At 66.6% G+C, this 25,662-nt stretch carries 20 protein-coding genes and 1 pseudogene; 3 read left to right on the top strand and 18 right to left on the bottom strand.

Annotated elements, in window-relative coordinates; genetic code table 11:
• Positions 1-50: 50 nt before the first annotated feature.
• Positions 51-1,025: pseudogene (locus IOC61_RS10405) on the top strand (exopolyphosphatase); the annotation flags it as partial.
• Between the two features lie 8 nt (positions 1,026-1,033).
• On the opposite strand, the gene tilS reads toward IOC61_RS10405, so the two are convergent.
• The 18 genes from tilS to rpsB form a co-directional block, all read right to left on the bottom strand.
• The gene (gene tilS, locus IOC61_RS10400; protein WP_195688739.1) at positions 1,034-2,311 is read right to left on the bottom strand and encodes a tRNA lysidine(34) synthetase TilS; all 1,278 of its coding nucleotides are present in this window, start codon (positions 2,309-2,311) and stop codon (positions 1,034-1,036) included.
• A gap of 22 nt (positions 2,312-2,333) precedes the next feature.
• Positions 2,334-3,287 (bottom strand): acetyl-CoA carboxylase carboxyl transferase subunit alpha, encoded by a 954-nt coding sequence (accA, locus tag IOC61_RS10395; RefSeq protein ID WP_132042827.1) that lies wholly within the window; start codon positions 3,285-3,287, stop codon positions 2,334-2,336.
• A 163-nt stretch (positions 3,288-3,450) separates the two neighbouring features.
• Positions 3,451-6,954 carry a DNA polymerase III subunit alpha gene (gene dnaE, locus IOC61_RS10390; protein WP_195688738.1) on the bottom strand — a complete coding sequence of 1,168 codons (3,504 nt, stop codon included), beginning with the start codon at positions 6,952-6,954 and terminating at the stop codon, positions 3,451-3,453.
• A 175-nt stretch (positions 6,955-7,129) separates the two neighbouring features.
• The gene (gene rnhB / locus IOC61_RS10385; RefSeq protein WP_195688737.1) at positions 7,130-7,768 is read right to left on the bottom strand and encodes a ribonuclease HII; all 639 of its coding nucleotides are present in this window, start codon (positions 7,766-7,768) and stop codon (positions 7,130-7,132) included.
• On the bottom strand, positions 7,765-8,979 hold the full coding sequence (gene lpxB, locus IOC61_RS10380; protein ID WP_195688736.1) for a lipid-A-disaccharide synthase: 1,215 nt from the start codon (positions 8,977-8,979) through the stop codon (positions 7,765-7,767). Before lpxB ends, rnhB begins: the two co-directional genes overlap by 4 nt.
• 2 nt (positions 8,980-8,981) lie before the next feature.
• The gene (gene lpxA, locus IOC61_RS10375; RefSeq protein WP_195688735.1) at positions 8,982-9,749 is read right to left on the bottom strand and encodes an acyl-ACP--UDP-N-acetylglucosamine O-acyltransferase; all 768 of its coding nucleotides are present in this window, start codon (positions 9,747-9,749) and stop codon (positions 8,982-8,984) included.
• Positions 9,746-10,189 carry a 3-hydroxyacyl-ACP dehydratase FabZ gene (fabZ, locus tag IOC61_RS10370; protein ID WP_132042837.1) on the bottom strand — a complete coding sequence of 148 codons (444 nt, stop codon included), beginning with the start codon at positions 10,187-10,189 and terminating at the stop codon, positions 9,746-9,748. The genes lpxA and fabZ overlap by 4 nt, the downstream gene beginning before the upstream one ends.
• A gap of 100 nt (positions 10,190-10,289) precedes the next feature.
• The gene (lpxD, locus tag IOC61_RS10365; RefSeq protein WP_195688734.1) at positions 10,290-11,327 is read right to left on the bottom strand and encodes a UDP-3-O-(3-hydroxymyristoyl)glucosamine N-acyltransferase; all 1,038 of its coding nucleotides are present in this window, start codon (positions 11,325-11,327) and stop codon (positions 10,290-10,292) included.
• A gap of 18 nt (positions 11,328-11,345) precedes the next feature.
• Complete coding sequence (locus tag IOC61_RS10360) at positions 11,346-11,825, bottom strand: OmpH family outer membrane protein (RefSeq protein ID WP_195688733.1); 480 nt, start codon at positions 11,823-11,825, stop codon at positions 11,346-11,348.
• A 60-nt stretch (positions 11,826-11,885) separates the two neighbouring features.
• Complete coding sequence (bamA, locus tag IOC61_RS10355) at positions 11,886-14,231, bottom strand: outer membrane protein assembly factor BamA (protein ID WP_229333017.1); 2,346 nt, start codon at positions 14,229-14,231, stop codon at positions 11,886-11,888.
• A gap of 89 nt (positions 14,232-14,320) precedes the next feature.
• Entirely contained in the window at positions 14,321-15,679 is a 1,359-nt protein-coding gene (gene rseP / locus IOC61_RS10350; RefSeq protein ID WP_195688732.1) for an RIP metalloprotease RseP, read from the bottom strand.
• Positions 15,680-15,727: 48 nt separating this feature from the next.
• Complete coding sequence (gene ispC / locus IOC61_RS10345; RefSeq protein WP_195688731.1) at positions 15,728-16,927, bottom strand: 1-deoxy-D-xylulose-5-phosphate reductoisomerase; 1,200 nt, start codon at positions 16,925-16,927, stop codon at positions 15,728-15,730.
• A 1-nt stretch (position 16,928) separates the two neighbouring features.
• Entirely contained in the window at positions 16,929-17,729 is an 801-nt protein-coding gene (locus tag IOC61_RS10340) for a phosphatidate cytidylyltransferase (protein ID WP_195688730.1), read from the bottom strand.
• Entirely contained in the window at positions 17,722-18,510 is a 789-nt protein-coding gene (uppS, locus tag IOC61_RS10335) for a polyprenyl diphosphate synthase (RefSeq protein ID WP_195688729.1), read from the bottom strand. Before uppS ends, IOC61_RS10340 begins: the two co-directional genes overlap by 8 nt.
• 58 nt (positions 18,511-18,568) lie before the next feature.
• A complete protein-coding gene (gene frr / locus IOC61_RS10330; RefSeq protein ID WP_195688728.1) occupies positions 18,569-19,126 on the bottom strand; it encodes a ribosome recycling factor in 558 nt (185 codons plus the stop codon).
• A gap of 4 nt (positions 19,127-19,130) precedes the next feature.
• On the bottom strand, positions 19,131-19,892 hold the full coding sequence (pyrH, locus tag IOC61_RS10325) for a UMP kinase (RefSeq protein ID WP_195688727.1): 762 nt from the start codon (positions 19,890-19,892) through the stop codon (positions 19,131-19,133).
• Between the two features lie 112 nt (positions 19,893-20,004).
• The gene (gene tsf, locus IOC61_RS10320) at positions 20,005-20,874 is read right to left on the bottom strand and encodes a translation elongation factor Ts (protein ID WP_132042855.1); all 870 of its coding nucleotides are present in this window, start codon (positions 20,872-20,874) and stop codon (positions 20,005-20,007) included.
• A 162-nt stretch (positions 20,875-21,036) separates the two neighbouring features.
• Positions 21,037-21,786: a 30S ribosomal protein S2 gene (gene rpsB / locus IOC61_RS10315; protein WP_132042857.1), complete on the bottom strand. Its 750-nt coding sequence runs from the start codon at positions 21,784-21,786 to the stop codon at positions 21,037-21,039.
• 318 nt (positions 21,787-22,104) lie between these two features.
• Here rpsB and map point away from each other — a divergent pair, with 318 nt between their 5' ends.
• Both map and IOC61_RS10305 read left to right on the top strand, forming a co-directional pair.
• A complete protein-coding gene (gene map, locus IOC61_RS10310; RefSeq protein ID WP_195688726.1) occupies positions 22,105-22,896 on the top strand; it encodes a type I methionyl aminopeptidase in 792 nt (263 codons plus the stop codon).
• Between the two features lie 4 nt (positions 22,897-22,900).
• Positions 22,901-25,582, top strand: coding sequence for a [protein-PII] uridylyltransferase (locus tag IOC61_RS10305; RefSeq protein ID WP_195688725.1), 2,682 nt, complete (start codon positions 22,901-22,903; stop codon positions 25,580-25,582).
• Positions 25,583-25,662 lie beyond the last annotated feature (80 nt).

The following is a 25,662-nucleotide window of genomic DNA, read 5'->3' as shown; positions in this document are numbered from 1 at the left end:
GCGCCGCGGCTTGGCAGCACCCTTTTTCGAGACCCGTCGAAGGAAGATTCATGACCTCGCCACAGGACCCGGCTCCCCTCGCCCAGGATGGCACCAGCGCCCCCCGCCTGGCCGCCATCGACCTGGGCTCCAACAGCTTTCATCTGCTGGTGGCCGGCTACCGGAACCACCGCCTGCAGATTATCTCGCGCCTCGGCGAGAAGGTGCAGCTCGCCGCGGGTCTCGACGATAGCGGCACCCTCGACGACGCCAGTATGGCAAGGGGCCTGCGGTGCCTGGAACACTTTGCCCCCCTGTTGGAGGGCGTCACGCCGCGCCACCTGCGCATCGTGGGTACCAGCGCGCTGCGCGAAGCCACCAACAGCGGGACCTTTATCGAGCTTGCCAGGACCCGCCTGGGGCACCGGGTCGAGATCATCTCCGGCCGCGAGGAGGCACGCCTGATCTACCTGGGCGCCGCCCATGCCCTCGCCGACCGTAACCTCGCCGACCAGACTCTCGGACCAGCCAACAGGCGACTGGTCACCGACATCGGTGGCGGCTCCACCGAGGTCATCATCGGCGAAGGCTTCGCGCCGCTGGCGCTGGAGAGTCTGAGCATGGGCTGCGTGACCTTTTCTCGCCGCTTCTTCGCCGACGGCGAGATCACCGAGCAGCGCATGCGTCGGGCCGAGCTGGCCGCCCTCTCCGAGCTGGCCGCGATCTGTCCGGCCTATCGAGAACTGGGGTGGCAGCGGGCGATTGGCACCAGTGGCACCCTCCAGGCCGCCGCCGCGGTGCTGGCGAAGAGTGGTGACTGCCGGGAGGGGCAGATCACCCGTGGGGGCTTGACCGAACTGCGCCGCCGGCTGATCAAGTTCAAGCATCTGGACAGGGTCTCCCTGGAGGGGCTGAAGCCCGATCGTGCACGGGTCTTCCCGGCGGGCATGGCGATACTTGGTGCCATCTTCGAGGCCTTCGGGCTCGAGCAGATGGACTACACCGATGGCGCCCTGCGCGAAGGTGTGCTCTACGACCTGGTGGGGCTGCACGGCTAGGGCGCGGCCGCCTGCCACCCCTCGGCCAGCGCCAGCCAGCGCCCGGCGTCCGGCGCGAGGACCGCCACCGGCGTTTCCCCCGCCAGGATCACCACCAGCCGCGCGCGCTCCCAGGGCGGCACTCCCAGCTCCTGAAGCAACCGTTTGAGATCGCGCCGTCCACGCCCGGCCAGGCGCAGGCGTTCGCCACCGCGGCGCGGCATGGCCCTCAATCGCTGCTCGCCCCCCTCCGGCCCCGCCAGCGCGACCTCACAGTGACCGTAGGGCGTGACGAGCGGCGAGGCGCCATCCCACTCCACCTGCCATGAAGTCGAGAGAGGGGGCATCGGCGCCATCAGATACAGATGACCTCGCCATATTCGCGCCTCGCCACCACGCCAGGTGATTCGCGTCTCGGCGTCCCGGCGCGCATGCAGCTGCGCCAGCAGGCTCTCCAGGCGACGCGCCGGCGGTAGCACCAGCCCCAACCGCCCACAACAGTGACGCACCAGCAGGCGACGACGCGGCGACGACAGCCGGGCCAGGCCATCGAGGGGCAGGCAGCCCGGATCGCCGTTCAGGGAGGCCAGATCAAGCTCCGCCAGCTCCCCCAACAAGCCATCGGCCTCGGCACAGAGCGCCGCACTGCGCCCCAGCGATCGAGTGGCCTGGGGCCAGCGCTCGGCGAGACGCGGCAGGATGGCATGGCGCAGATAGTTGCGATCCTGATCGCTAACCGCGTTGCTGGGATCTTCCGTCCAGGCGAGGCCACGGCGAGCCGCCTCGGCCTCGAGTCGCGCTCGGGAGGTCTCCAGCAACGGGCGCAGCAGACGCCGACCCCGCCAGTCTCGCTCGGCAGGCATGCCGGCCAGGCCGCGAACCCCGCTCCCGCGCAGGGCGGCGAGCAGAAGCGTTTCCGCCTGATCATCGCGATGCTGGGCCAGCATCAGGCTCTCGCCTGGCGCCACATGCCGATGGAAGGCCGCGTAGCGCGCCTCTCGGGCGGCGCCCTCGAGCCCCTGGCCGGTGGCAAGGTCGACATCGACCCGCGCCACGCTGAGCGGCACCTCAAGGCGCTCGCACAGCACCCGGCAGTGTGCCTCGAAATCATCGGCGGCGGCCTGCAGGCCATGGTGAACATGAATCGCGCGAAGGGGACGGGGATGACGCCGACAGGCATCGGCGGCCAGGGTCAGCAGCAGGGAGGAGTCCAGGCCACCGGAGAGGGCTACCCATACACAACGCCCCGGCGCAGTCTGCGCCAGGGCGTTGTCGATCAAGATCTGCAGGTCCATGCCGGCACCCGGAGGCGAGCCGTTACGCCGGCGCTCCATAACTCATCAGGCGCTGATAGCGACGCTCCAGCAGGGCATCGGTATCCATGGCATCGAGACGCTCCAGGCTAGCCAGCAAGGCCTCCTTGACGCGCTCGGCGGTGGCTTCCGGCTGGCGGTGGGCGCCGCCCAGGGGCTCGGGGATCAGGGTATCGACCAGTCCCAGCTCCTTGAGGCGTTCGGCGGTGATCCCCATGGCCTGGGCCGCATCGGACGCCTTGTCGGCGCTCTTCCACAGGATCGAGGCGCAGCCCTCGGGGGAGATCACCGAGTAGGTGGAGTACTGCAGCATGGCCAGCTCGTCGCAGACGCCGATGGCGAGCGCCCCGCCGGAGCCACCCTCGCCCACCACGGTGGCCAGCACCGGCGTGCGCAGGCGCGACATCACGCCCAGGTTGTAGGCGATGGCCTCCGACTGGCCCCGCTCCTCGGCGTCGATGCCGGGGTAGGCGCCGGGGGTGTCGATAAAGGTCAGCACCGGCATGCCGAAGCGCTCGGCCATCTCCATCAGTCGACACGCCTTGCGATACCCCTCGGGACGCGGCATCCCGAAGTTGCGACGTACCTTCTCGTGGACATCACGCCCCTTCTGGTGGCCGATCACCATGACCGGGCGGTCGTCGAGGCGTGCCACCCCGCCGACGATGGCGGCATCATCGGCGAAACGACGATCGCCGTGAAGCTCGTCGAAATCGCTGAAGACGTGCTCCAGGTAGTCCAGGGTGTAGGGACGCTGGGGATGCCGAGAGAGCTGCGAGACCTGCCACGGGGTGAGGTCCTTGAAGATCGACTCGGTGAGCTTGCGGCTCTTCTCCTCGAGGCGCTCGATCTCGTCACTGAGGCTGACCTGGCTGTCGTTGCCGACCAGCCTGAGCTCCTCGATCTTGGCCTGGAGCTCGGCGATGGGCTGTTCGAAGTCGAGATAGTTGGGATTCATTGGCGGCTGGCCTTATGGTGTTCTGCCGGCCGCCACAAGCGGCACGACCGGCACGTATAAAGGAAAGTGACAGGCATTATCGCACCCTCAACGCGACACGCAAGGCGGCAGGAACAGGGGCGAGAAGCGCCGTGGATAGCTGCGAGCCCGGCACCTTGCGGCGTCAGCGATACTTCAGTCGCACCCCATCCTGGCCCTGGACCTCGCGCAGGCCGATCAGCAGCTCGTCGGTCGGGGAGACCCTCCACTCCTCGGCAAGCTCCAGCCAGCCGGTGGCCTGGGCATTGCGATAGCGTAGCCGAACCGGCAGCCCCTCGGCATCGCGGTGAGGGTCGAGGCTCGCACGTAGCGAGTCGACCAACCGCCCGTTGACCGCCGAGCCATCCAGGGAGAGCTCCACCGCCTGACCGTAGCGGGTTCGTGCGGCGACCATGGGAGTGACCTCCTTGCCACGCAGGCGAAGTCCTCCCGAGTAGTCGTCACTGGAGACCTCGCCCTCGACGATCAGCACCTGTTCGGTCTCGAGCTGGCCACGCATCTGGTCGAAGAGTTCGCCGAACAGCGACGCCTCGATGCGACCGGTGCGATCGTCCAGGGTCAGGAAGGCCATGGTGTCACCACGCTTGGACTTCATGGTCCTCACCCCCACGACCAGCCCCGCGACGCGCTGGGGCTCCCGGGAGGGCTTGAGGTCGGCGATACGGGTGGAGACGAAGCGCTCCAGCTCCTTCTCATACTCATCGATGGGGTGGCCGGTCAGGTAGAGACCCAGCGTGTCCTTCTCACCGGAGAGACGCTGCTTGTCGCTCCATTCGCGCACTCCGCGATACTCCGCGTAGGCGTCGCCCTCCTCGGTGGGCTCGGCAAAGGCCTCCCCGAACATGTCGATCATGCCCAGGCTCTGGTTGGTCTGGGTCTGGGCGGCGGCCTTGAGGGCATCGTCCAGGGCGGCGGTGAGCACCGCACGATTGGGCCCCAGGGTATCCAGGGCGCCGGAGCGAATCAGCGCCTCGAGCGTGCGCTTGTTCATGCGCTTGGGATCGATACGGCGGCAGAAGTCGAAGAGGTCCGTGAAGGGGCCGCCGGCCTCGCGAGCCTCGACGATGGCGCCGATCGGCCCCTCGCCCACACCGCGAATCGCTCCCAGGCCATAGATCACCCGCGCCTGTTCATCGACGCTGAACTTGTAGCTGCCGACATTGACGTCCGGTGGCGTCACGGTCAGCCCGAGGTTGCGACACTCCTCGATCAGCGGCACCACCTTGTCGAGATTATCCATCTCGGTGGAGATCACCGCCGCCATGAAGGGGCCGGGATAGTGCGCCTTCAGCCACGCCGTCTGGTAGGAGACCAGTGCATAGGCCGCCGAGTGAGACTTGTTGAAGCCATAACCGGCAAACTTCTCCACCAGATCGAAGATATTGCCGGCAAGGTCGGCATCGATACCGTTGGCCTCGCACCCCTCCATGAAGCCGGCGCGCTGCTTGGCCATCTCCTCGGGCTTCTTCTTGCCCATGGCCCGGCGCAGCATGTCGGCCTGCCCCAGGCTGTAGCCGGCCATCACCTGGGCGATCTGCATCACCTGCTCCTGATAGAGGATGATGCCGTAGGTGGGGGCAAGCACCGGCTCGAGCAGTTCATGCTGGTAGTCCGGGTGAGGGTAGGAGATCTCGGCCCGGCCATGCTTGCGGTTGATGAAGTCGTCGACCATGCCGGACTGCAGGGGCCCCGGACGGAACAGCGCCACCAGGGCGATCATGTCCTCAAGGGAGTCAGGCAGCAGGCGCTTGATCAGCTCCTTCATGCCGCGGGATTCGAGCTGGAACACCGCCGTGGTCTCGGCGCGCTTGAGCATCTCGAAGGTGGGCGCATCGTCCAGCGGAATGGTATCGATGTTCAGCGGCCCCTGCCCCTCGACGGCCCGCACCTTGTCGACCATCTCCAGCGCCCAGTCGATGATGGTCAGGGTGCGCAGGCCGAGGAAGTCGAACTTGACCAGGCCGGCATCCTCGATGTCGTTCTTGTCGAACTGCACCACCAGGCCGGAGCCGTCCTCGTCGCAGAGCAGTGGCGAGAAGTCGGTGAGCTTGGTCGGTGCGATCACCACGCCACCGGCATGCTTGCCGGTGCCCCGGGTGATGCCCTCCAGCTTGAGGGCCATCTCCCAGATCTCGGCGGCCTCCTCGTCGTTGTCGAGGAACTCCTTGAGCGCCGGCTCGGCCTCGATCGCCTTGGCCAGCGTCATGCCGACCTCGAAGGGGATCAGCTTGGAGAGCTTGTCGCCCAGCGAGTAGGGCTTGCCCTGGGCACGCGCCACATCACGCACCACCGCCTTGGCCGCCATGGTGCCGAAGGTGACGATCTGGGAGACGGCGTCGCGCCCGTAACGGTCCGCCACATAGTCGATCACCCGGTCGCGCTTCTCCATGCAGAAGTCGACGTCGAAGTCGGGCATCGAGACCCGCTCGGGGTTGAGGAAGCGCTCGAAGAGCAGGTCGTAACCGATGGGGTCGAGATCGGTGATCTTCTGGGCGTAGGCGACCAGCGAGCCGGCACCGGAGCCGCGTCCGGGGCCCACCGGCACGTCGTTGTCCTTGGCCCACTGGATGAAGTCCATCACGATCAGGAAGTAGCCGGGGAAGCCCATCTGAATGATGATCTCGAGCTCGAAGTCGAGCCGCTGGCGATAGCGGGCATCGATCTCGGCGTACTCGGCACCATCCCGTGGGTACTGCTCGGGCGGAAAGAGGAAGTCCAGGCGCTCGGTGAGGCCGTCGTGGGAGACCTTGCGAAAATAGTCGTCCTGGGTCAGCCCGTCGGGGATCTCGAACTCGGGCAGGAAGATCTCGCCCAGGCGCACCTCGACACTGCAGCGGGCGGCGATCATCACGCTGTTGGTCAGCGCCTCGGGGACGTCGGCAAACAGCGCCGCCATCTCCTCGGGGCTCTTCAGGTACTGCTCCTCGGTATACTTCTTCTCGCGACGCCGGTCATCCAGCGCCTTGCCTTCGCCGATGGCCACGCGTGTCTCGTGGGCCCAGAAGTCCTCCTTCTCGAGGAAGCGCACGTCATTGGTGGCGACCACCGGGGTACCGGTCTCGGCGGCCAGCTCCACCGAAAGGTGCAGGCACTCCTCTTCGCCCGGGCGACCGGTGCGCATCAGCTCCAGATAGAAGCGACCGGGGAAGGCCTCATTCCACTGCGCCAGGATCTCTCGAGCCTCATCGGGATGGTCGCTTAGCAGGTGGCGTCCCACCTCCCCCTCTCGCCCACCGGAGAGCGCGATCAGCCCCTCGCTGCGCTCCAGCACCCAGTCACGCTGGAGCAACGCCTGGCCCAGCCGCTGCCCCTCCATCCAGCCCCGGGAGATCAGCTCGGTCAGATGCCGGTAGCCCACCTCGTTCATGGCCAGCAGGGTCACCCGATAGGGGTGAGCGTCATCATGAGGGTTGGTCAGCCACAGGTCGGCCCCGATGATCGGCTTGAGACCGGCACCCTGGGCGGCCGTATAGAACTTGACCAGCCCGAAGAGGTTGGCCTCGTCGGTAACGGCCAGTGCCGGCATGCCCAGCCCGGCCGCCTGCTTGACCAGCGGCTTGAGGCGCAGCAGGCCGTCGACCAGGGAGTATTCGGTATGGACGCGCAGATGAACAAAGGGCGTGGTCATAGGGGGCTCGGGCTTGGCGGTGAATAGTCAATACAGGAAGCTCGAGGCTAATCCCGGCAGCAGGTCGATGAGGAGGCGCTGTGAACCCCTCCCTGGGCGCTACCGATGCCATCCATGGCATAGGACCTCCTCTACGACCTGCTCCCGGCGCCTCTCGTGGTGTTGCTTGAAAGGCCTAGAACAGCGCCAGCTGGCGCTTGACCGGGCCAAAGGAGCGGCGGTGCTCGGGCAGCGGCCCCAGGCGCTCCAGGGCGGCCAGGTGCTCGCGGGTCGGATAGCCCTTGTGGCGGGCGAAGCCGTAGTCGGGGTGGCGGGTATCGAGGGCCAGCATCTGGGCGTCGCGCGCGACCTTGGCCAGTATCGAGGCCGCGCCGATCGCCGGATGACGGGCGTCGCCCTTGACCACCGCCTGGCCGGGCACATGATGCCCGGGCAGACGATTGCCGTCCACCAGCAGATATTCGGCCGCCGGGGCCAGGGCATCGATGGCGCGACGCATGGCCAGATGCGTGGCGTGGAAGATATTGAGTTCATCCACTTCGGTGGCGGAAGCCTCTGCCACCGCGAAGGCCAGGGCCTGCTCGCGAATCTCGGCGTCCAGTGCCTCCCGGCGTTTCGCCGTCAGCGCCTTGGAATCGCTCAGCCCCTTGATCGGCCGCGCCGGATCGAGGATCACCGCGGCGGCCACGACGCTGCCGACCAGGGGGCCACGGCCTACCTCATCGACCCCGGCCAGCCGCTCCCCGCGGTAGTCGACCACCAGCGGCGGCAGGTCACTCTTCGCCCTGGCCCTCGCCGTTTTCGAGCGGGTCAAGACGCCACCTCCTCGCCGCGTGCGGGAGCGACACTGGCCGGCAACGGCTTCCCCGCCACCAGCGCCTCGATGGTCTCCGCGGCACGGCGGCTGGCATCGCGCTGCAGGCCGGCATGCATCGCGGCGAAGCGCGCCTCCAGGGCTGCACGCCCCGGTGGGTCGTCGAGCATCTCGCCTAGCCGCTCGGCGATCGTCTCCGGGTTCGCCGCCTCCTGGATCAGTTCCGGCACCAGGCTCTCCCGGGCAATCAGGTTGGGCAACGAGACCCACTCGGTCTTGACCAGCTTCCTCGCCAGCCAGTGAGTGGCCGGCGCCATGCGGTAGGCCACCAGCATCGGCCGGTGGCAGAGCATCGCCTCCAGGGCCGCGGTACCCGAGGCCAGCAGCACGGCATCCGCGGCCACCATGGCTTCCCGGGCCTTGCCGTCGAGCAGCGTCAGGCGCCCGGCGAGGGCGGGATAGGCGGTGAGCAGCGCCTCGAGTTCGTCGCGGCGCTGGGGGGTCGCGGCCGGGATCACCACGCGCAGCTCGGGCCGCGCGGCACATAGCCGTTCGGCGGCGGCGAGGAAGGTCTCGCCCAGGAAGCGAATCTCGCTCGCCCGGGAGCCGGGCAACACGGCGAGCAGCGGGGCGGTGGCCGACACCTCGAGTGCCGCGCGAGCGGCGGCGCGATCGTTCTCCAGCGGCAGCTCATCGGCCAGCGGGTGGCCGACGAAGGCCACCGGGACGCGGTGGCGGGCGTAGAAGGCGGCCTCGAAGGGCAGGAAGGTAAGCATGGCGTCGACGGAGCGCGCGATCCCCTTGACTCGCCCCTGGCGCCACGCCCACACGGAGGGGCTGACATAATGGGCGGTGGTCACCCCGGCCTCGCGCAGCTGACGCTCCAGACCCAGATTGAAGTCGGGGGCATCGATGCCGATCATGATATCGGGCTGCCAGGCCAGGGCATCGCGCCTGAGCTCGCGGCGCACACCGACCAGTCGAGGCAGGTGCCTGAGCACCTCGACCAGCCCCATGACCGACAGGGTCTCAAGGGGAAAGCGGCTCTCGATGCCCTCCTTGATCATGCGCGGCCCGCCGATACCGCGGAACTCGACATCGGGATGACGCGCCTTGAGCGCGCGCATCAGGCCGGCGCCGAGGATATCGCCGGAGAGCTCGCCGGCCACCAGATAGATACGCTGCACGGCGCTTTCCGCGTCGCCGTCCATGACTAGCGGACGATGCCGCGGGTCGAGGCCTCGATGGAGGCGGCGAAGGCCTCGGTCTCGACGGCCCGAAAGCGGCGACGAATCTCGACCAGCGCCTGATCGACGGTAAGCCCCTGGCGATAGACCAGCTTGTAGGCCTCGCCCAGCGCCTTGAGGGCGTCACGGGAGAAGCCGCGGCGCTTGAGCCCGACCAGGTTGAGGCCGTGTACCTGGGCGGGGTTGCCGTTGATCATCACGTAGGCCGGCGTGTCCTTGGTGATGATGGAGCCGCCGCCGGCCATGGCGTGAGTGCCGAAGTGGCAGAACTGGTGCACCGCGGAGAGCCCGCCGATAATCGCGAAGTCACCCATCTTGACGTGGCCGGCCAGGGTCACCTGGTTGGCCAGGATGCAGTCGCTGCCGATCACGCAGTCGTGGCCCACATGCACGTAGGCCATGAACAGGTTGCGCGAGCCGATGGTCGTCTCGCCACGATCCTGAACGGTGCCGCGATGCAGGGTGACGCCCTCGCGAACCACATTGTCATCGCCCATCACCAGGCGTGTCGGCTCACCGTTATATTTCTTGTCCTGGCAATCCTCGCCCACCGAGGCGAACTGGAAGATACGCGTGCGTGCGCCGAGTACCGTCGGCCCCTTGATCACGACATGGGGGCCGATGCGCGAGCCCGGCCCGATCTCGACATCGGGACCGACCACCGTAAAGGGGCCGATCTCGACGTCATCGGCCAGCCTGGCGGCGGGGTCAATAAGGGCGGTGGGATGAATCAAGCAACCTTCCTCTCGGCGCAGATGATATCGGCCTCGCAGGCCAGTTCACCGGCCACGCTGGCCTTGCAGGCAAACTTCCAGATCCCGCGCTTCTCGCGCACCACATCGGCACGCAGGTCGAGCTTGTCTCCGGGCATGACCGGGCGCTTGAAGCGCACGTTGTCACTGCCCACCAAGTAGTAGACATAGCCATCGGCCGGCAGCTTGTTGACGGTCTTGAAGCCGAGGATGCCACACGCCTGGGCCAGCGCCTCGATCACCAGCACTCCCGGCATGATCGGGTGGTGGGGAAAGTGGCCATTGAAGAAGGGCTCATTGATGCTGACATTCTTGTAGGCAACGATGGTCTCGCCCAGGGCCAGCTCGGTGACCCGGTCCACCAGCAGAAAAGGATACCGGTGGGGCAGATACTCACGGATCTCGTTGATGTCCATTACCATCGTCACAACCTCTGAAGTCTCGGGGTGCCTGCCGTCCCGGCAGGCGAGAGCCGGCGATCATGCCGGTCAGGCGGGGATTATAGCGTCCCTCGCGGAGCCCTCAAGCGCCACGCCCCTTCTCGAGTCGGGCGAGCCGCTTGGCCATATCATCCAGGTGCTTGAAACGCACTGCATTCTTTCGCCACTGAGCATTGCTCATGGCGCCGGTACCCGATGAGTAGACCCCCGGCTCATGAATCGAGTTGGTGACCAGGCTCATGCCCGTCACCTGGACGCCATCGCAGAGGGTCAGGTGACCGGCCAGCCCCACGCCACCTCCCAGCATGCAGTGGCGTCCCACCTTCGTCGAGCCGGCGATGCCCACGCAACCGGCCAGCGCACTATGCTCGCCGATCTGCACGTTGTGGGCGATCTGTACCTGGCTGTCGATCTTGACGTCATTTCCGATCAGGGTGTCGCCCAGCGCGCCACGATCGATGCTCGAGCAGCTGCCTACCTCGACGTCGTCTCCCAGCACCACCCCGCCGAGCTGGGCGATCTTGTGCCAGCGACTGCCATCGTGGGCGAAGCCAAAGCCGTCGCCGCCTACCACGCAACCACTGTGCAGGACCGCACGCCGACCGATCACCACGCCGTGATAGACCGTGACATTGGCATGCAGGCGGGACTCGGCACCGATGGTGGTGTCGGCTCCCACCACCGAGCCGGGGCCGACGATGACATCGTCGCCCAGGCAGGCGCCGGCCTCGACCACCGCCAGCGGCCCGATCTCGACCCGGGCGCCCAGGGTGGCCGTGGGATCCACCACCGCCGAGGGGTGAATACCGGCCGGCTCACGGCCGACCAGCGGGTCGAACAGTCGCGACGCCGCGGCATAGCCCAGATAGGGGTTGTCGAGCTCGAGACGATCCACCGGGCAGCTCTCGGCATGCTGGGGGTGCAGCAGCACCGCCGCGGCGCGTGTGCCGGGAAGGTCCTTGAGATAGGCTCGGTTGGCCAGAAAGGCCACCTGCCCCGGCTCGGCGGCGTTGAGCGTCGCCAGGCCACTGACCTCTCGCCCGGCATCGCCGACCAGGCGCGCCCCGAGTCGTTCGGCCAGGTCGCCCAGGGTCATCTTGGGGGTAGCGCTTCGCGTCATGGCAAGGTTCCGCCGCGGTTACAGCATGCTGTTAAGGATCTCGGTCACCTCGGCGGTGACGTTCTGCAGGTCGCTCTCGGCATGCAGCACTCCCTGGGGCTCCACCAGCACCTGAATGCTGTGGCGGGCGATGATCTGCTCCACCGCCTGCTGCAGCTTGGGTTCGGCACGCTGCAGCAAAGCCTGCTCCGACTCCTGCCGCGCCTGCATGACCTCTCCCATCAGACGATTGAGCTCGGCGACCTTCTGGTTGGCCTGCTGGCGCTCGCTGTCAGTCAGGCTGTCGGCGCGCTGCTGCAGCTGGTTGAGCTCCTGCTCGAGGGCCTGGGCCTGCTGCTGCTGGCTGCCGACACGACTCTCCAGGTCGCTCATGGAGCGCTGGGCCGCGTCGGTTTCCATCAGGGCACGGCGCCAGTCCAGCACCGCCACGTCGTCGGCCAGGGCCGGCAGGGCAGCGGTGGACAGCAGCAGGATGAGGGCAATGGTCAACTTGCGCATGGTGGGACTCCTGTTGGGGCCGCCGATGGCGGCCAGGGGTAAAGGGAGCATGTCTCCGGATCAGAAGGTCTGCCCGAGGGAGAACTGGAAGAACTGGGTATCATCACCGCTCTTGTCGTTGAGCGGTTCGGCGACACTGAAGGTCAAGGGGCCCACCGGGGTCAGCCAGGAGAGGCCCAGGCCGACGCTGTAGCGCAGATCACCGAGGTCGACCCCCGAGTTGCAGCTGGAGGTGACGCCCGCCTCCACGGGGTAGCAGTCGGTCAGGAAGGTATTGCCGCCGTCGATGAACAGCGAGCTCTGCACCGAGCGTTGATCGCTCACGAAGGGGGTCGGGAAGATCAGCTCGGCGCTGCCCTGAACCAGCACGTTACCCCCCAGGGTGCGATCACGGGTGGAATTGCCCGACGGCGTGGTGGGCTGGCCCAGGGTATTGCCGGTGAAGCCGCGCACCGAGCCCAGGCCGCCGGCGTAGAAGTTCTCGTAGAAGGGATAGGGGTCGCTGCCCCCCAGGGTATCGGCATAGCCCAGCTCGCCGGCGAACTTCAGTGCCCAGTCATGGTTGTCATCCAGCGCGAAGAGCTGGCGAGCCTGGGCGCGCACCTTGGCATACTCCGCATCGCTGCCCGGCACCGCGGTCTCCAGCGACAGGCGCTGGTAGCTGCCGTCGGTGGGCATGATGCCGCGGTTGAGGTTGTTGCGGGTCCAGCTGGCGGTCAGCTTCAACGCCTGGGCATCGCGACCCTGATCATCGACGTAGCGCTTGATCTCGGACGCCGTGTCGTTGTAGGTCTTGATGCTCAGGTCTTCCACCGCGGTGCCGAAGTTCAGGCGTGTGATCTCGTTGATCGGATAACCGAAGTTGATCCCCGCCCCGTAGGCGTCGGTGGAGTAGGTCGAGATATCGGAGTCCTCGTAGTCAGACTCGCGATAGTAGAGGTTATAGCCCCGGGAGATGCCATCCATGGTCCAGTAGGGGTCGGTGAAGCCGAAGTTGAGGCTGGTGAAGGTATCACTGCGCTGGGCGCCGATATTCACCCGGTTGCCGGTACCCAGGAAGTTGCTCTGGGAGAGGCCCACACCGTAGATCACCCCGGCACTCTGGGAGAAGCCGATGCTCGCCGAGATCGACCCGGAGGGCTGCTCCTCGACGCTGTAGGTAACGTCGAGCTTGTCGGGCTCGCCGGCCACCGGCTGGGTCTCGACCTCGACCTGCTTGAAGAAGCCCAGGCGCTCGAGGCGCTGCTGGGACTTGCTGATCGCCTCGGTGGAGGCCGGCGCCCCCTCCATCTGGACCATCTCGCGGCGCAGCACCTCATCCATGGTGGTGGTATTGCCGACGAACTCGATGCGCCGCACATAGGCGCGACGGCCCGGGTCGACCCGGAACACCAGGTCGACGGTCTCGCCGTCGGCGCCTGTCTCGGGAATGCCATCGACGCTGGCGAAGGCGAAGCCGTCGGCGCCCAGGCGTGCACGCAGCGCCTCGCTGGAGGCGGTCACGTCGCTGCGCGAGAAGGTCTCCCCGGGCGTGACCTTCAGCAGCTCACGCGCCTCACGCTCGCTGATCGTCAGGTCGCCCACGAAGCGCACGTCGCCCAGGCGGTACTCGGCGCCTTCGTCGACATTGATGGTGACGAAGATCTCGGACTTGTCGGGGCTGATCGAGACCTGGGTCGACTCGATGTTGAAGTTGACATAGCCGCGATCCAGATAGAACGAGCGCAGGCGCTCGAGGTCACCGGCCAGGGCCTCCCGCGAATACTCATCCTTGGAGAACCAGCCGAAGATGCGACCGGGGCGATCGTTGAGCTCGAACACCTCACGCAGGGTCGCGTCATCGAAGGCCCGATTGCCGACGATATTGATCTGGCGGATCTTGGCCACCGCCCCTTCATTGATCTCGATATCGACCTGCACCCGCCCCTCGTCGACCTCGCGCACGCTGGTCTCGATACTGGCGCTGTAGCGGCCCTGGGCCTGATAGACGCCCTCGAGCTCACGCTCGATCTCCTCCAGGGTGGAGAGCTGCAGGACCTGACCCTCGTCGAGGCCCGCCTCGCGCAGGCCCTGACGTAGCTGGTCATCGTCGAGCTGGCGGTTGCCGTCGATGTTGAGGCGGCTGATGGTGGGGCGCTCGACCACCTGAATGATCAGGACATCGCCCTCGCGGGCCAGCCTGACATCCTCGAACAGGCCGGTGGCGAAGAGTTCGCGAGCGGCCTCGGCGAGTTCATTCTCGTCGACGCGATCACGGGCGGTGACAGGAAAGGCGTTGAAGACGGAGGCAGCAGAGATGCGCTGCAGACCCTCTACCCGAATGTCGGCAACGTCGAAAGGTTCCGCCTGGGCCACGCTGGCCCCGGCGAGCAGCAGCGCCGCCAGTCCGATGGTCTTGATTTTCATGCAATCGATTCGCTCGCGTTGATCTGCCAAACCTGTCCAGACAGGCACCTTATACATTTGTGCAGTCTACTGACAAGGCGAGGGAGTGCCTACCAGAGCCGCATCAGATCGAAATAGATCGCCATCAACATCAGGCCACCCACCAGGGCCAGGCCGATGCGCAGCCCAATGGCCTGAGTGCGCTCCGAGACCGGCCGGCCGCGCACCAGTTCCATGGCATAGTAGAGCAGGTGGCCGCCATCCAGCACCGGAATCGGCAACAGATTGAGCACACCCAGGCTGATCGACAGGTAGGCCATGAAGCTGACGAAGCTCTCCAGGCCGGCACGCGCCGAGTCGCCGGAGATCTGGGCGATGGTGATCGGCCCCGAGAGGTTGGAGGGTGAGATCAGCCCCACCAGCATCTTGCGCACCGCATCGAAGGTGAGCAGGATCATCTCGCCGGTGCGCGAGAATGCTTCGCCCACCGCGGCCACCGGTCCGTAGCGGATCTCGCGACGGTACTCCTCGGGCCACTCCACCGGCACCACCCCGGCACCGACATAACCGATGCTGACGCCCCCATCCAGCTCGCGGCGGCCCGGCGTGACGGTCAGCGTCAGCCGCCGCCCCTCCCGACTCACCTCGAGCTCGAGCGGCTCACCGGGGTGGGCGCGCACGCTCTCGACGAAGTCGCGCCAGCCCTCCACCGGCTGGCCGTCCACACGGAGGATCTCGTCCCCCGCCTCGAGGCCCGCCAGCGCCGCGGCCTCGCCCGCAACCACCTGGTCCAGCACCGCCGGTATCGGCGGCCGCCAGGGTGTCACGCCAAGCGTGGCCAGCGGCTGAGGCGGATCCTGTCGCACCAGCCAGTTGTCTACCGGCACCCGGTGCTCGCGCGGCTCGGCGGTGGCATTCGCCCGGGTGGCGATGGAGAGTGCCTCGGGCTCGCCGATGGCCGCCACCAGCTTGAGATTGATCTCCTCCCAGGAGCGCACGGCCTCGCCCTGAACGGCGGTGATCTCATGGTCGACCCTCAACCCGCCCCGCTCGGCGGGTGAGCCGGGCGCCACCTCGCCGATCACCGGCGCCACCGTTACCGTGCCGGCAACGAACAGCATCCAGTACGCCACCAGGGCCAGCAGGAAGTTGGCCAGAGGCCCGGCGGCCACGATGGCGATACGCTGCCAGACACTCTTGCGATTGAAGGCACGGTCGAGCTCGTCGGGGGGCACATCGCCCTCGCGCTCGTCGAGCATCTTGACGTAGCCACCCAGCGGGATGGCGGCGATGGCGTACTCGGTGCCGTGGCGATCATGCCACGACCAGATCGGCGCGCCGAAGCCCACCGAAAAACGCAGCACCTTCACACCACAGCGCCGTGCCACCCAGAAGTGGCCGAACTCGTGAAAGGTCACCAGCAGGCCCAGCACCACGACCACGGCCAGGATATTCTGGATCACGCCCAAGTCACTCTCCTCCTGACATCGTAGACGCCATGACGTTACGGCCTCGCCTCACAGGCGTGCCAGATGCCTCTCGGCGGCACGCCGCGCCTGGGCATCGGCCGCGAGAATCGTTTCAAGCTCGGTGGCCGGCTGCACCGGTTCGGCATCGCGCACCCTCGCCACCAGCTCGGCGATGCCGGTGAAGGGCAGCCTGCCGGCCAGAAAGGCCGCCACCGCCATTTCGTTGGCGGCATTGAGCACCGCCGGCGCCGTCCCTCCCGCCGCCATGGCGTCACGCGCCAGGCGCAGGCAGGGAAAGGCCGCCTCGTCGGGCGGCTCGAAATCGAGTCGCGCCACGGAGAACAGGTCCAGCGACTGGACGCCGGCATCGATGCGCTCGGGCCAGGCCAGCCCATAGGCGATGGGCGTGCGCATATCGGGGTTACCGAGCTGGGCGATGACCGAGCCATCGCTGTAGGCTGCCATGGAGTGGATCACGCTCTGCGGATGCACCACCACCTGAACCTGGTCGGGGGAGGCATCGAACAGCCAGCACGCCTCGATCAGCTCTAGCCCCTTGTTCATCAGGGTGGCGCTGTCCACCGAGATCTTCTGCCCCATGCTCCAGTTGGGGTGAGCACAGGCCTGGGCCGGGGTGACCTCGGCCAGAGCTTCGGCCGCCCACCCCCGAAAGGGGCCTCCGGAGGCGGTCAGCAGCAGCTGAGTCACCCCATGACGAGACAGGCCGCCGCGATGCTCCTGAGGTAGACACTGGTAGATGGCATTATGTTCGGAATCGATGGGCAGCAGAGTGGCGCCATGCTGCGCTACCGCCTCCATGAACAGCGCCCCGGACATCACCAGGGCCTCCTTGTTGGCCAGCAGCACCCGCTTTCCGGACCGCACCGCGGCGAGCGTCGGCAGCAGACCCGCGGCGCCGACGATGGCCGACATCACCACGTCGGCCTCGCCGGCCTCGGCGACCTCCACCAGGGCTTCGGGTCCGCTGCGCACCTCGGTGGAGAGGCCCGCCTCGGCCAGGCGCTCACGGAGCCAGCAGGCATCGCTTTCGCGTTCGAGCACCGCCACCGCCGGCCGATGGTGCCGGCATAGCGCCAGCATCGGCTCCCGGGAACGGTGGGCGGTCAGGGCATGGACCCGGTATCGCTCCGGGTGCCTCGCGATCACATCCAGGGTGCTGGTGCCGATGGAGCCGGTGGCGCCCAGCACGGTAACCCCCTGGCGACGCTGGCGGGTGTCGCTGCCCATGCTAGATCACCCCCGGTGCAAGAAGGGCGAACAGCGGCAGGGCCGCGGTCAGGCTGTCGATACGGTCGAGCACGCCACCATGGCCGGGCAGCAGCGCGCTGGAATCCTTGATGCCACGCTGGCGCTTGAGCATGCTCTCGAGCAGGTCTCCCAGCACCGAGACAAGCGTCACCGCCAGGGTGGTCAGCACCAGCAGGACGGCGTCGACCGGCGCCAGCGCCTGAGCGAAGGCGAATATCAGGGCCAGCACCAGCGTGGCCGCCATGCCCCCCAGCACGCCCTCCCAGCTCTTGCCGGGGCTGACCCGCGGCGCCAGCTTCTGTCGGCCGAAGGCGCGGCCGGCGAAGTAGGCACCGATATCCGCACTCCACACCAGCAGCATCACGAACAGCAGCCAGATGCCACCGGTCTCGCGCAGCACATTGAGCCCCACCCAGGCCGGCAGCAGCACCCACAGGCCCATGGCCAGCCGCCGAGCAGACGAGGCCCACTGACGCGTACGATCGGGATAGTGGGTGACCCAGTAGAGATTGAGCCCCCAGCCGGCCAGGCCCAGCCAGAGCGGCCAGGCGGCCTGGGTGCCGCCACTGCTCCACAGCAGCGCCATGGCCAGGGCCAGGAGCCCGACCACGCCCAGCCGCCGAGCACGCCCGGCGATACCGGCCAGGTTGGTCCACTCCCAGCCCCCCAGCAGCACGATGGCCGCGGTGAAGCCCGCGAAGGCGCCCCCCGAGAGGCCGAACAGGCCAGCCAGCATCAGCGGTGCCAGCCAGGCGGCGGTAATAATGCGCTGTCTAAGCACCCCGGGCCTCGTCGATCTGGTCATCGGTCATGCCGAAGCGCCGCTTGCGCCGCCGGAAGTCCTCCAGCGCGGCATCGAAGGCATCGGCGTCGAAATCGGGCCACAGGCGCTGCGTGAAATGGAGCTCAGCATAGGCCAGCTCCCAGAGCACGAAGTTGGAGATACGCTGCTCACCACTGGTACGGATGCAGAGATCCACCGGCGTCACGCCGGCGAGGTTCAGCTCTGAGGCCAGGGCCGCCTCGTCGATGGCATCCGGGGCGAGCTCGCCGGCGGCGACCCGCTCGCCCAGGCGGCGCGCCGCCTGAGCGAGGTCCCACTGACCACCATAGTTGGCGGCGATCACCAGGTGCAGGCGAGTATTGTCGCGGGTCTTGGCCTCGGCGCGGGCGATGTACGCCTGAATCGTCTCGGAGAAACCACTGCGATCACCGATGACCGTAAGGCGGATGCCGTTGGCATGGAGCTTGTTAACCTCGCGCTTGAGCGCCAGCAGGAACAGCTCCATCAACGCGCTCACCTCGGCCTTGGGGCGCTTCCAGTTCTCGCTGGAGAAGGCGAACAGGGTGAGGACCTCGACCCCACGCTCGGCGGCACGTCGAATCGTGGCCCGCACGGCCTCGACGCCGGCGTGGTGGCCGCGTACGCCGGAGAGGCCACGGGCCTTCGCCCAGCGGTTGTTGCCATCCATGATGATCGCCACGTGGCGCGGCAGACCGGGCTCGGTGGCGGTGGAAGTGCCGACAGGGGTGCCGGCGCTGGGGGGGAGCGGTGACGTCATGGGGTCTCGCTTTGGGTGTGTCGCCACGCCCGGCCGCGAGCGGGCCGGGCGGATGTCCTCAGACCTGCATCAGGTCGCGTTCCTTGGACTCCAGGGTCTTGTCGATCTCGGCGATGTACTTGTCGGTCAGCTTCTGGATCGCCTCCTCGGCCTGGCGCTGCTCGTCCTCGCTGATCTCCTTCTCCTTGAGCAGGGACTTGATATCACCGTTGGCATCACGCCGCACGTTGCGCACGGCCACCCGGGAGTTCTCGGCCTCGTGGCGCGCCTGCTTGATGTAGCCCTTGCGGGTCTCCTCGGTAAGCATGGGCAGCGGCACGCGGATATTGTTGCCGGCGGTCGACGGGTTCAGCCCCAGGTCGGAGGTCATGATCGCCTTCTCGACCTTGGGCACCATGCTCTGCTCCCAGGGCACGACCGAGAGGGTACGAGCATCTTCGATATTGATGTTCGCCACCTGGTTCAGGGGCACCTGGCTGCCGTAGTACTCGACGGTGACCGAATCCAGGATGCTGGCGTGGGCCCGCCCGGTACGAATCTTGTTCAGGTTGCCGTGGAGCGCCTCGACGCTCTTCTTCATGCGGCTCTCTGCGTCCTTCTTGATGTCATTGATCACGATATCAGCCTCTGTCTATCAGCGTGCCTTCCTCGCCGCCCACCACCAGGTTGAGCAGGGCGCCAGGCTTGTTCATGTTGAAGACGCGTACCGGCATGTCATGGTCCCGCACCAGGCAGATGGCGGTCAAATCCATGACACCGAGCTTCTGGTCCAGCGCATCATCGTAGCTGAGCTGGTCATACTTCACCGCGTCCGAATGCTTGACCGGGTCCTTGTCATACACCCCGTCCACCTTGGTGGCCTTGACCACCACATCGGCATCGATCTCGATGCCGCGCAGGCAGGCCGCCGAGTCGGTGGTGAAGAACGGATTGCCCGTCCCCGCGGAGAACAGCACCACGTCGCCGGAGGTCAGGTAGCGAATGGCGGTACGCCGATCATAGTGCTCCACCACGCCGCTCATGGGAATCGCCGACATCACCCGCGAACGGATATTGGAACGCTCCAGGGCGTCACGCATGGCCAGGGCATTCATCACCGTGGCCAACATGCCCATATGGTCACCGGTGACTCGCTCCATGCCGGCCTCGTGCAGGGCGGCACCTCGGAACAGGTTGCCACCTCCGACCACGATGCCCACCTGGACGCCGATGCCGACCAGCTGCCCGATCTCCAGCGCCATGCGGTCGAGTACCTTGGGATCGATACCGAACTCGGCATCCCCGGTCAGCGCCTCACCGGAGAGCTTGAGCAGGATACGCTTGTACTTCGACTTCTGAGAGCGTGGCTTGGCGGGGGCTTCGAGGTGTTCGGCGGTGGACATGGCAACATCTCCTGGCATCTGGGGTGGCATGACGGGGCGGCCGGTTCGACCGGCCGGATACGCGAAGGCGTGCGCTCGCGCGCACGCCATCACGGTAGCGGAACTTCTGACCTCAGCTGCGCTTGGCCTGTTCCATCACTTCCTTGGCGAAGTCGACCTCCTCCTTCTCGATGCCCTCACCCACCTCGAAGCGGGTAAAGCCGATCACCTCGCCGCCGGCGGCCTTGACGAACTCGGCCACGGACTGGTCCGGGTTCTTGACGAAGGGCTGCTCGGTCAGGCTGTTCTCGGCCAGGTACTTCTTGAGGCGACCCTGGACCATCTTCTCGGCAATCTGCTCGGGCTTGCCGGCCATGTCGGGCTGCGCCAGGATGATCGCCTTCTCGGCGTCCAGCTGCTCCTGGGGCATGTCCTCGGGGCGTGCCACGGCCGGGTTGATGGCGGCGACGTGCATGGCAACGTCCTTGGCCGCCTCGGCGCTGCCGCCCTTGAGCTTGGTCAGCACGCCGATACGGCCACCGTGGACGTACTCACCGACCAGGTTGCCGTCGCCGGCCTCGACCACCACGCTGCGACGCACATCGATGTTTTCACCGATCTTCTGGACCAGCTGCTCGCGAGCGGTCTCCAGGTCGCCTGCCATCACGGCGGCCACGTCCTCGCTCTTGGCGGCGAAGAAGGCGTCGGCGATCTTCGCGGCGAAAGCCGTGAAGTTGTCGTCACGAGCGACGAAGTCGGTCTCGGAGTTGATCTCGATCATCACGCCGTAGCTGCCGTCTTCGGCCACGCGAGTCACCACGACGCCTTCGGCGGCGGTGCGGTCGGCCTTCTTGGCGGCCTTGAGGCCTGAGTTCTTGCGCAGGTTCTCGATCGCCTGCTCGATATCACCGCCGGTCTCGGTGAGGGCCTTCTTGCACTCCATCATGCCGAGCCCGGTACGCTCGCGCAGTTCCTTGACCTGTGAGGCGCTGATAGCTGCCATGGGTGTCACCTCTGAATATCTCGGGTAGTGGGCCGAAACCCCCGGGGCGGAGATTTCGAAAATTCGGAGAAGAAAGGGGGCCGCGGCCCCCTTCTCGTCCAACCAACAGCGTTGTCAGCAGCATGACTGGCCGACGGCCGCCGTCGATCAGACGGGCCGCGATCACTCGGCGGCGCTGTCGCTTTCCTGAGCGGCGGCCTCTTCGGTCACCTCGACGAACTCGTCGGGACGACCTTCCTTGGCACGCGCGCAGGCATCGGCGATGGACTTGACGTAGATCTGGATGGCGCGGATGGAGTCATCGTTGCCGGGGATCACATAGTCGACGCCATCCGGGTCGGAGTTGGTATCCACCACACCGATGACCGGGATGCCCAGCTTGTTCGCCTCGTTGATGGCGATGCGCTCATGGTCGACATCGATCACGAACAGGGCGTCGGGCAGACCACCCATCTCCTTGATACCACCCACGGACCGCTCGAGCTTCTCCTGCTCGCGGGTCGCCATCAGCACTTCCTTCTTGGTCAGCTTGTCGAAGGTGCCGTCCTCGTGCATGGCCTCGAGGTCACGCAGACGCTTGATGGAGACGCGAATGGTCTTGTAGTTGGTCAGCATGCCGCCAAGCCAGCGATGGTTGACGAACGGCTGGCCGGCGCGAGTGGCCTCTTCCTTGATGATCTTGCTCGCGCTGCGCTTGGTGCCGACGAACAGGATCTTGTTGTTCGCCGCCGCCATCTTCTCGACCACATCGATGGCCTCGTTGAGGGCCGGCAGAGTGTGCTCGAGGTTGATGATGTGGATCTTGTTGCGTGCACCGAAGATGAACTTGCTCATCTTCGGGTTCCAGTACTTGGTCTGGTGACCGAAGTGGGCACCTGCCTTGAGCAGGTCACGCATATTGACGTGTGCCATGGATGACTCCTGAAATATCGGGTTAGGCCTCCATGCACCCCATGGATCCGACCGCTACCCCTCCGGGAGGAGACGCTGCGGCACCCGGGACCATGTGCCGGTGCATGTGTGTTTTCAAGGCGTTATGTTGATTGCACCCTCGCTATCGAAGGCTTCCGGCACGGCTGGGCGACCCGAGGATCACACGACACGCAGCCATGAAGGCTCGACGATTGCAGGAAGGCGCGCAGCTTTATACCATGGAATAAGCCCGAGATGAAGCAGTCCGCGCGCGTGACGGCTATCGCGGACGCCCTCCACCCCCAAATCCGAGACCCCATGAACGTACCCATCAAGACGCCCGACGAGATCGAGAAGATGCGTGAGGCGGGCCGCCAGGCTGCCCGTGTGATCGAGATGATCACCCCCCATATCAAGGCCGGCATCTCCACGGGCGAGATCGACCGCCTGTGTCACGACTTTATCGTCGAGGAGCTGGGCTCGACCCCCGCCCCTCTCGATTACCATGGCTTCCCCAAGTCGGTGTGCACCTCGATCAACCACGTGGTGTGTCACGGCATCCCCGACGACGCCAAGAAGCTCAAGAACGGCGACATCATGAACCTGGACATCACCGTGAAGACCGCCGATGGCTACCATGGCGACTCCAGCGTGATGTACGTGGTCGGCGAGAATATCCAGGGCGAGCGCCTGTGCCGCATCACCCAGGAGTGCCTCTACAAGAGCATGGCGCTGATGCGCCCCGGCGTGCGCCTCTCCGAGCTTGCCCGCGCCATCCAGAAGCATGCCGAAGCCAACGGCTACTCCGTGGTGCGCGACTTCTGCGGCCACGGCATCGGCGCCAGCTTCCACGAGGACCCGCAGGTGCTGCACTACGATGGCTATGCCCCCGAGGCCGATATCGAACTCGCCGCCGGCATGTGCCTGACCGTCGAGCCGATGATCAACGTGGGAGGCTACCGCACCAAGGTGTTGCGCGATGGCTGGACCGCCGTGACCCGCGACCGCAGCCTCTCCGCCCAGTGGGAGCACACCCTGCTGGTCACCGAGTCCGGCGTCGAGGTGCTCACCGCGCGCAGCGACGAAGACCTCTCCTTCCTCGAGCCCTGAGCCGATGCTGCTCCACCACTACCGCTTCACGCCGGACGAGTCTCTGTTCGACGTCGACGGTTTCCGGGCGGAGCTCTCCGCCAGTCACTCGCTGATCGCGCCCTTCAAGGCCGCTCTGCGCGAGATCCAGGCGCGCCTCGACGAGCGGTTTCGCGCCGGAGCCGATATTCGCGACCTCGTCCATGGTCGCGCCTGGTGCCTGGATCGGCTGCTGGCGGTGGCCTGGGAGCACCACGCCTGGCCCGATGACGGCGTGGCCCTGCTCGCCGTGGGTGGCTATGGCCGCGGCGAGCTGCACCCCTACTCCGATGTCGACCTCCTGCTGCTGCTCCAGCACGACGACGACGCGCCCTATCGCGAGCCGCTGACGGCCTTTATCACCTTCCTGTGGGACATCGGCCTGGAGATCGGGCACAGCGTGCGCTCGCTGGCCGACTGCGAACGCGAGGCCAGGGCCGACCTCACGGTCATCACCAACCTGCTCGAGAGCCGCACCGTCGCCGGCCCCGAACGGCTGCGCGAGTCGATGAAGGCACGCCTGGCCGCCGATCGCGTATGGCCGGCGAAGCACTTCTTCGAGGCCAAGTGGCAGGAGCAGATCAACCGCCACCAGCGCCACAACAACTCCGAGTACCATCTGGAGCCCAATATCAAGAGCGCCCCCGGCGGGCTGCGCGATATCCAGATGATCGGCTGGGTCGCAAAGCGTCACTTCGGCAGCGAGCGCTACAGCGACCTGGTGGCCGCCGGCTTCATGAACGACGCCGAGCTGCGCATCCTGAGCCAGGGTCAGGCCTTCCTGTGGCAGGTTCGCTACGCCCTGCACATGCTTGCCGGCCGGGCCGAGGACCGCCTGCTGTTCGACCATCAGCGTACCATCGCCGAACTGTTCGGCTTTCGTGACACGCCGGAGCGTCTCGCCGTCGAGCAGTTCATGAAGCGCTACTACCGCCATATCACGGCCCTGGCGGGCCTCAACGACATGCTGCTGCAGCATTTCGACGAGGCGATCCTGCATGCCGGCGAGGTGCTGCCGGTCGAACCTCTCAATGAACGCTTCGAGGTCAAGGATGGCTTTATTCAGGCGCGCTCGCGAACCGTCTTCCGCGACCGCCCCTCGGCCCTGCTCGAGCTCTTCCTGCTGATGGCCGAGCACCCGGGCATCGAAGGGGTACGTGCCGACACCATCCGCCAGATCCGCGATCACCGCCACCTGATCGACGATCTCTACCGCGATGACGTGCGCCACCAGAGCCTGTTCATGGAGCTGCTGCGCTCCGGTGGCAACGTGGCGCGTCAGCTACGGCGCATGAACCGTTACGGCGTGCTGGGCAAGTACCTGCCGGAGTTCGGCCGTGCCATCGGCCTGATGCAGCATGATCTGTTCCATATCTACACCGTGGACGCCCACACCCTGCACCTGCTGAAGTTCATCCACGGCTTCCGCAAGCCCGAGGCCCGCGAGACCTTCCCGGTGGCCGCCAATATCATCCACCAGCTGCCCAAGCTGGAGCTGCTGTGGATCGCCGGGCTCTACCACGATATCGGCAAGGGCCGTGGCGGCGACCACTCGCTCCTCGGCGCCCGGGACGTGGAGGCCTTCGCCGAACGCCATGGCCTCTCCCCCCGGGATACCCGCCTGGTGAGCTGGCTGGTGGAGCAACATCTGACCATGTCGATGGTGGCCCAGAAGCGCGATATCACCGACCCGGACGTGATCGCCGACTTCGCCCGCCTGGTCGGCGACGAGACGCGCCTCGACTACCTGTACGTGCTGACCGTTGCCGACATCAATGCCACCAACCCCAGCCTCTGGAACGGCTGGCGCGCCTCGCTGCTGCGCCAGCTTCATGCCGAGACCAAGCGCGCCCTGCGCCGCGGCCTGGAGAACCCCCTGGAGCGCAACGACTGGGTCAACGAGACCCGCGACGAGGCCCTCTCGCTGCTCGCCGCGGTCGGCGCCGACATGGAGCGGGTGCAGCGACTGTGGAAATCTCTGGGCGAGGAGTACTTCCTGCAGTACGCCCCCAGCGAGATCGCCTGGCAGACCCAGGGCATCCTCGCCCACGGGGCGAGCCAGCTGCCGCTGATCCTGCTCAGCGCCCCGGCCGAGGGGATGGTCGAGGGCGGCACCAAGGTGTTTATTCACACCCGCTCGGTGGATGACCTCTTCGCCGCCACCGCCGCCGCCCTCGACCAGCTCGGCCTCTCCATCCACGATGCGCGCATCGCCACCTCCAGCAACGACTGGACACTGAACACCTTTATCGTGCTCGACGACCAGGGGCGCCCCATCCGCGACCCGGTCCGCCTGGAGGAGATCCGCGCCCACCTGGTCGAGGAGCTCGACGACCCCGACGACTACCCGCAGATCGTCACCCGTCACACCCCGCGCCAGCTCAGGCACTTCAAGGTCCCTACCCAGGTGACCATCGAGCAGGACCCGGCCAACGAGCGCACCCTGCTGGAGCTGATCGCCCCGGACCGCCCCGGCCTGCTGGCCAGGGTCGGCCGCATCTTCATGGAACAGGATATCGCCCTCTCCGCGGCCAAGATCGCCACCCTGGGCGAGAAGGTGGAGGACGTCTTCTTCATCACCGACAAGACCGGCCGCCCCCTCACCGACCCCGAGCGCCAGGCGCGCCTGCGCGAGCGCCTGGTGGAGGTGCTGGATGTGTCTGGTTGAGATCGTAAACCACATGCAGAGGCACTCGGGGCTGATCCGTCGACAGGTCTGCGAGGAGGCGCTGTGAATACTTCCCTGTA

It is taken from the genome of Halomonas sp. KAO, assembly GCF_015595025.1.
Taxonomy (GTDB): Bacteria; Pseudomonadota; Gammaproteobacteria; order Pseudomonadales; family Halomonadaceae; genus Halomonas.
Note: the sequence above shows the minus strand (reverse complement) of the source record. Positions and strands in the feature narration are given on the sequence as shown.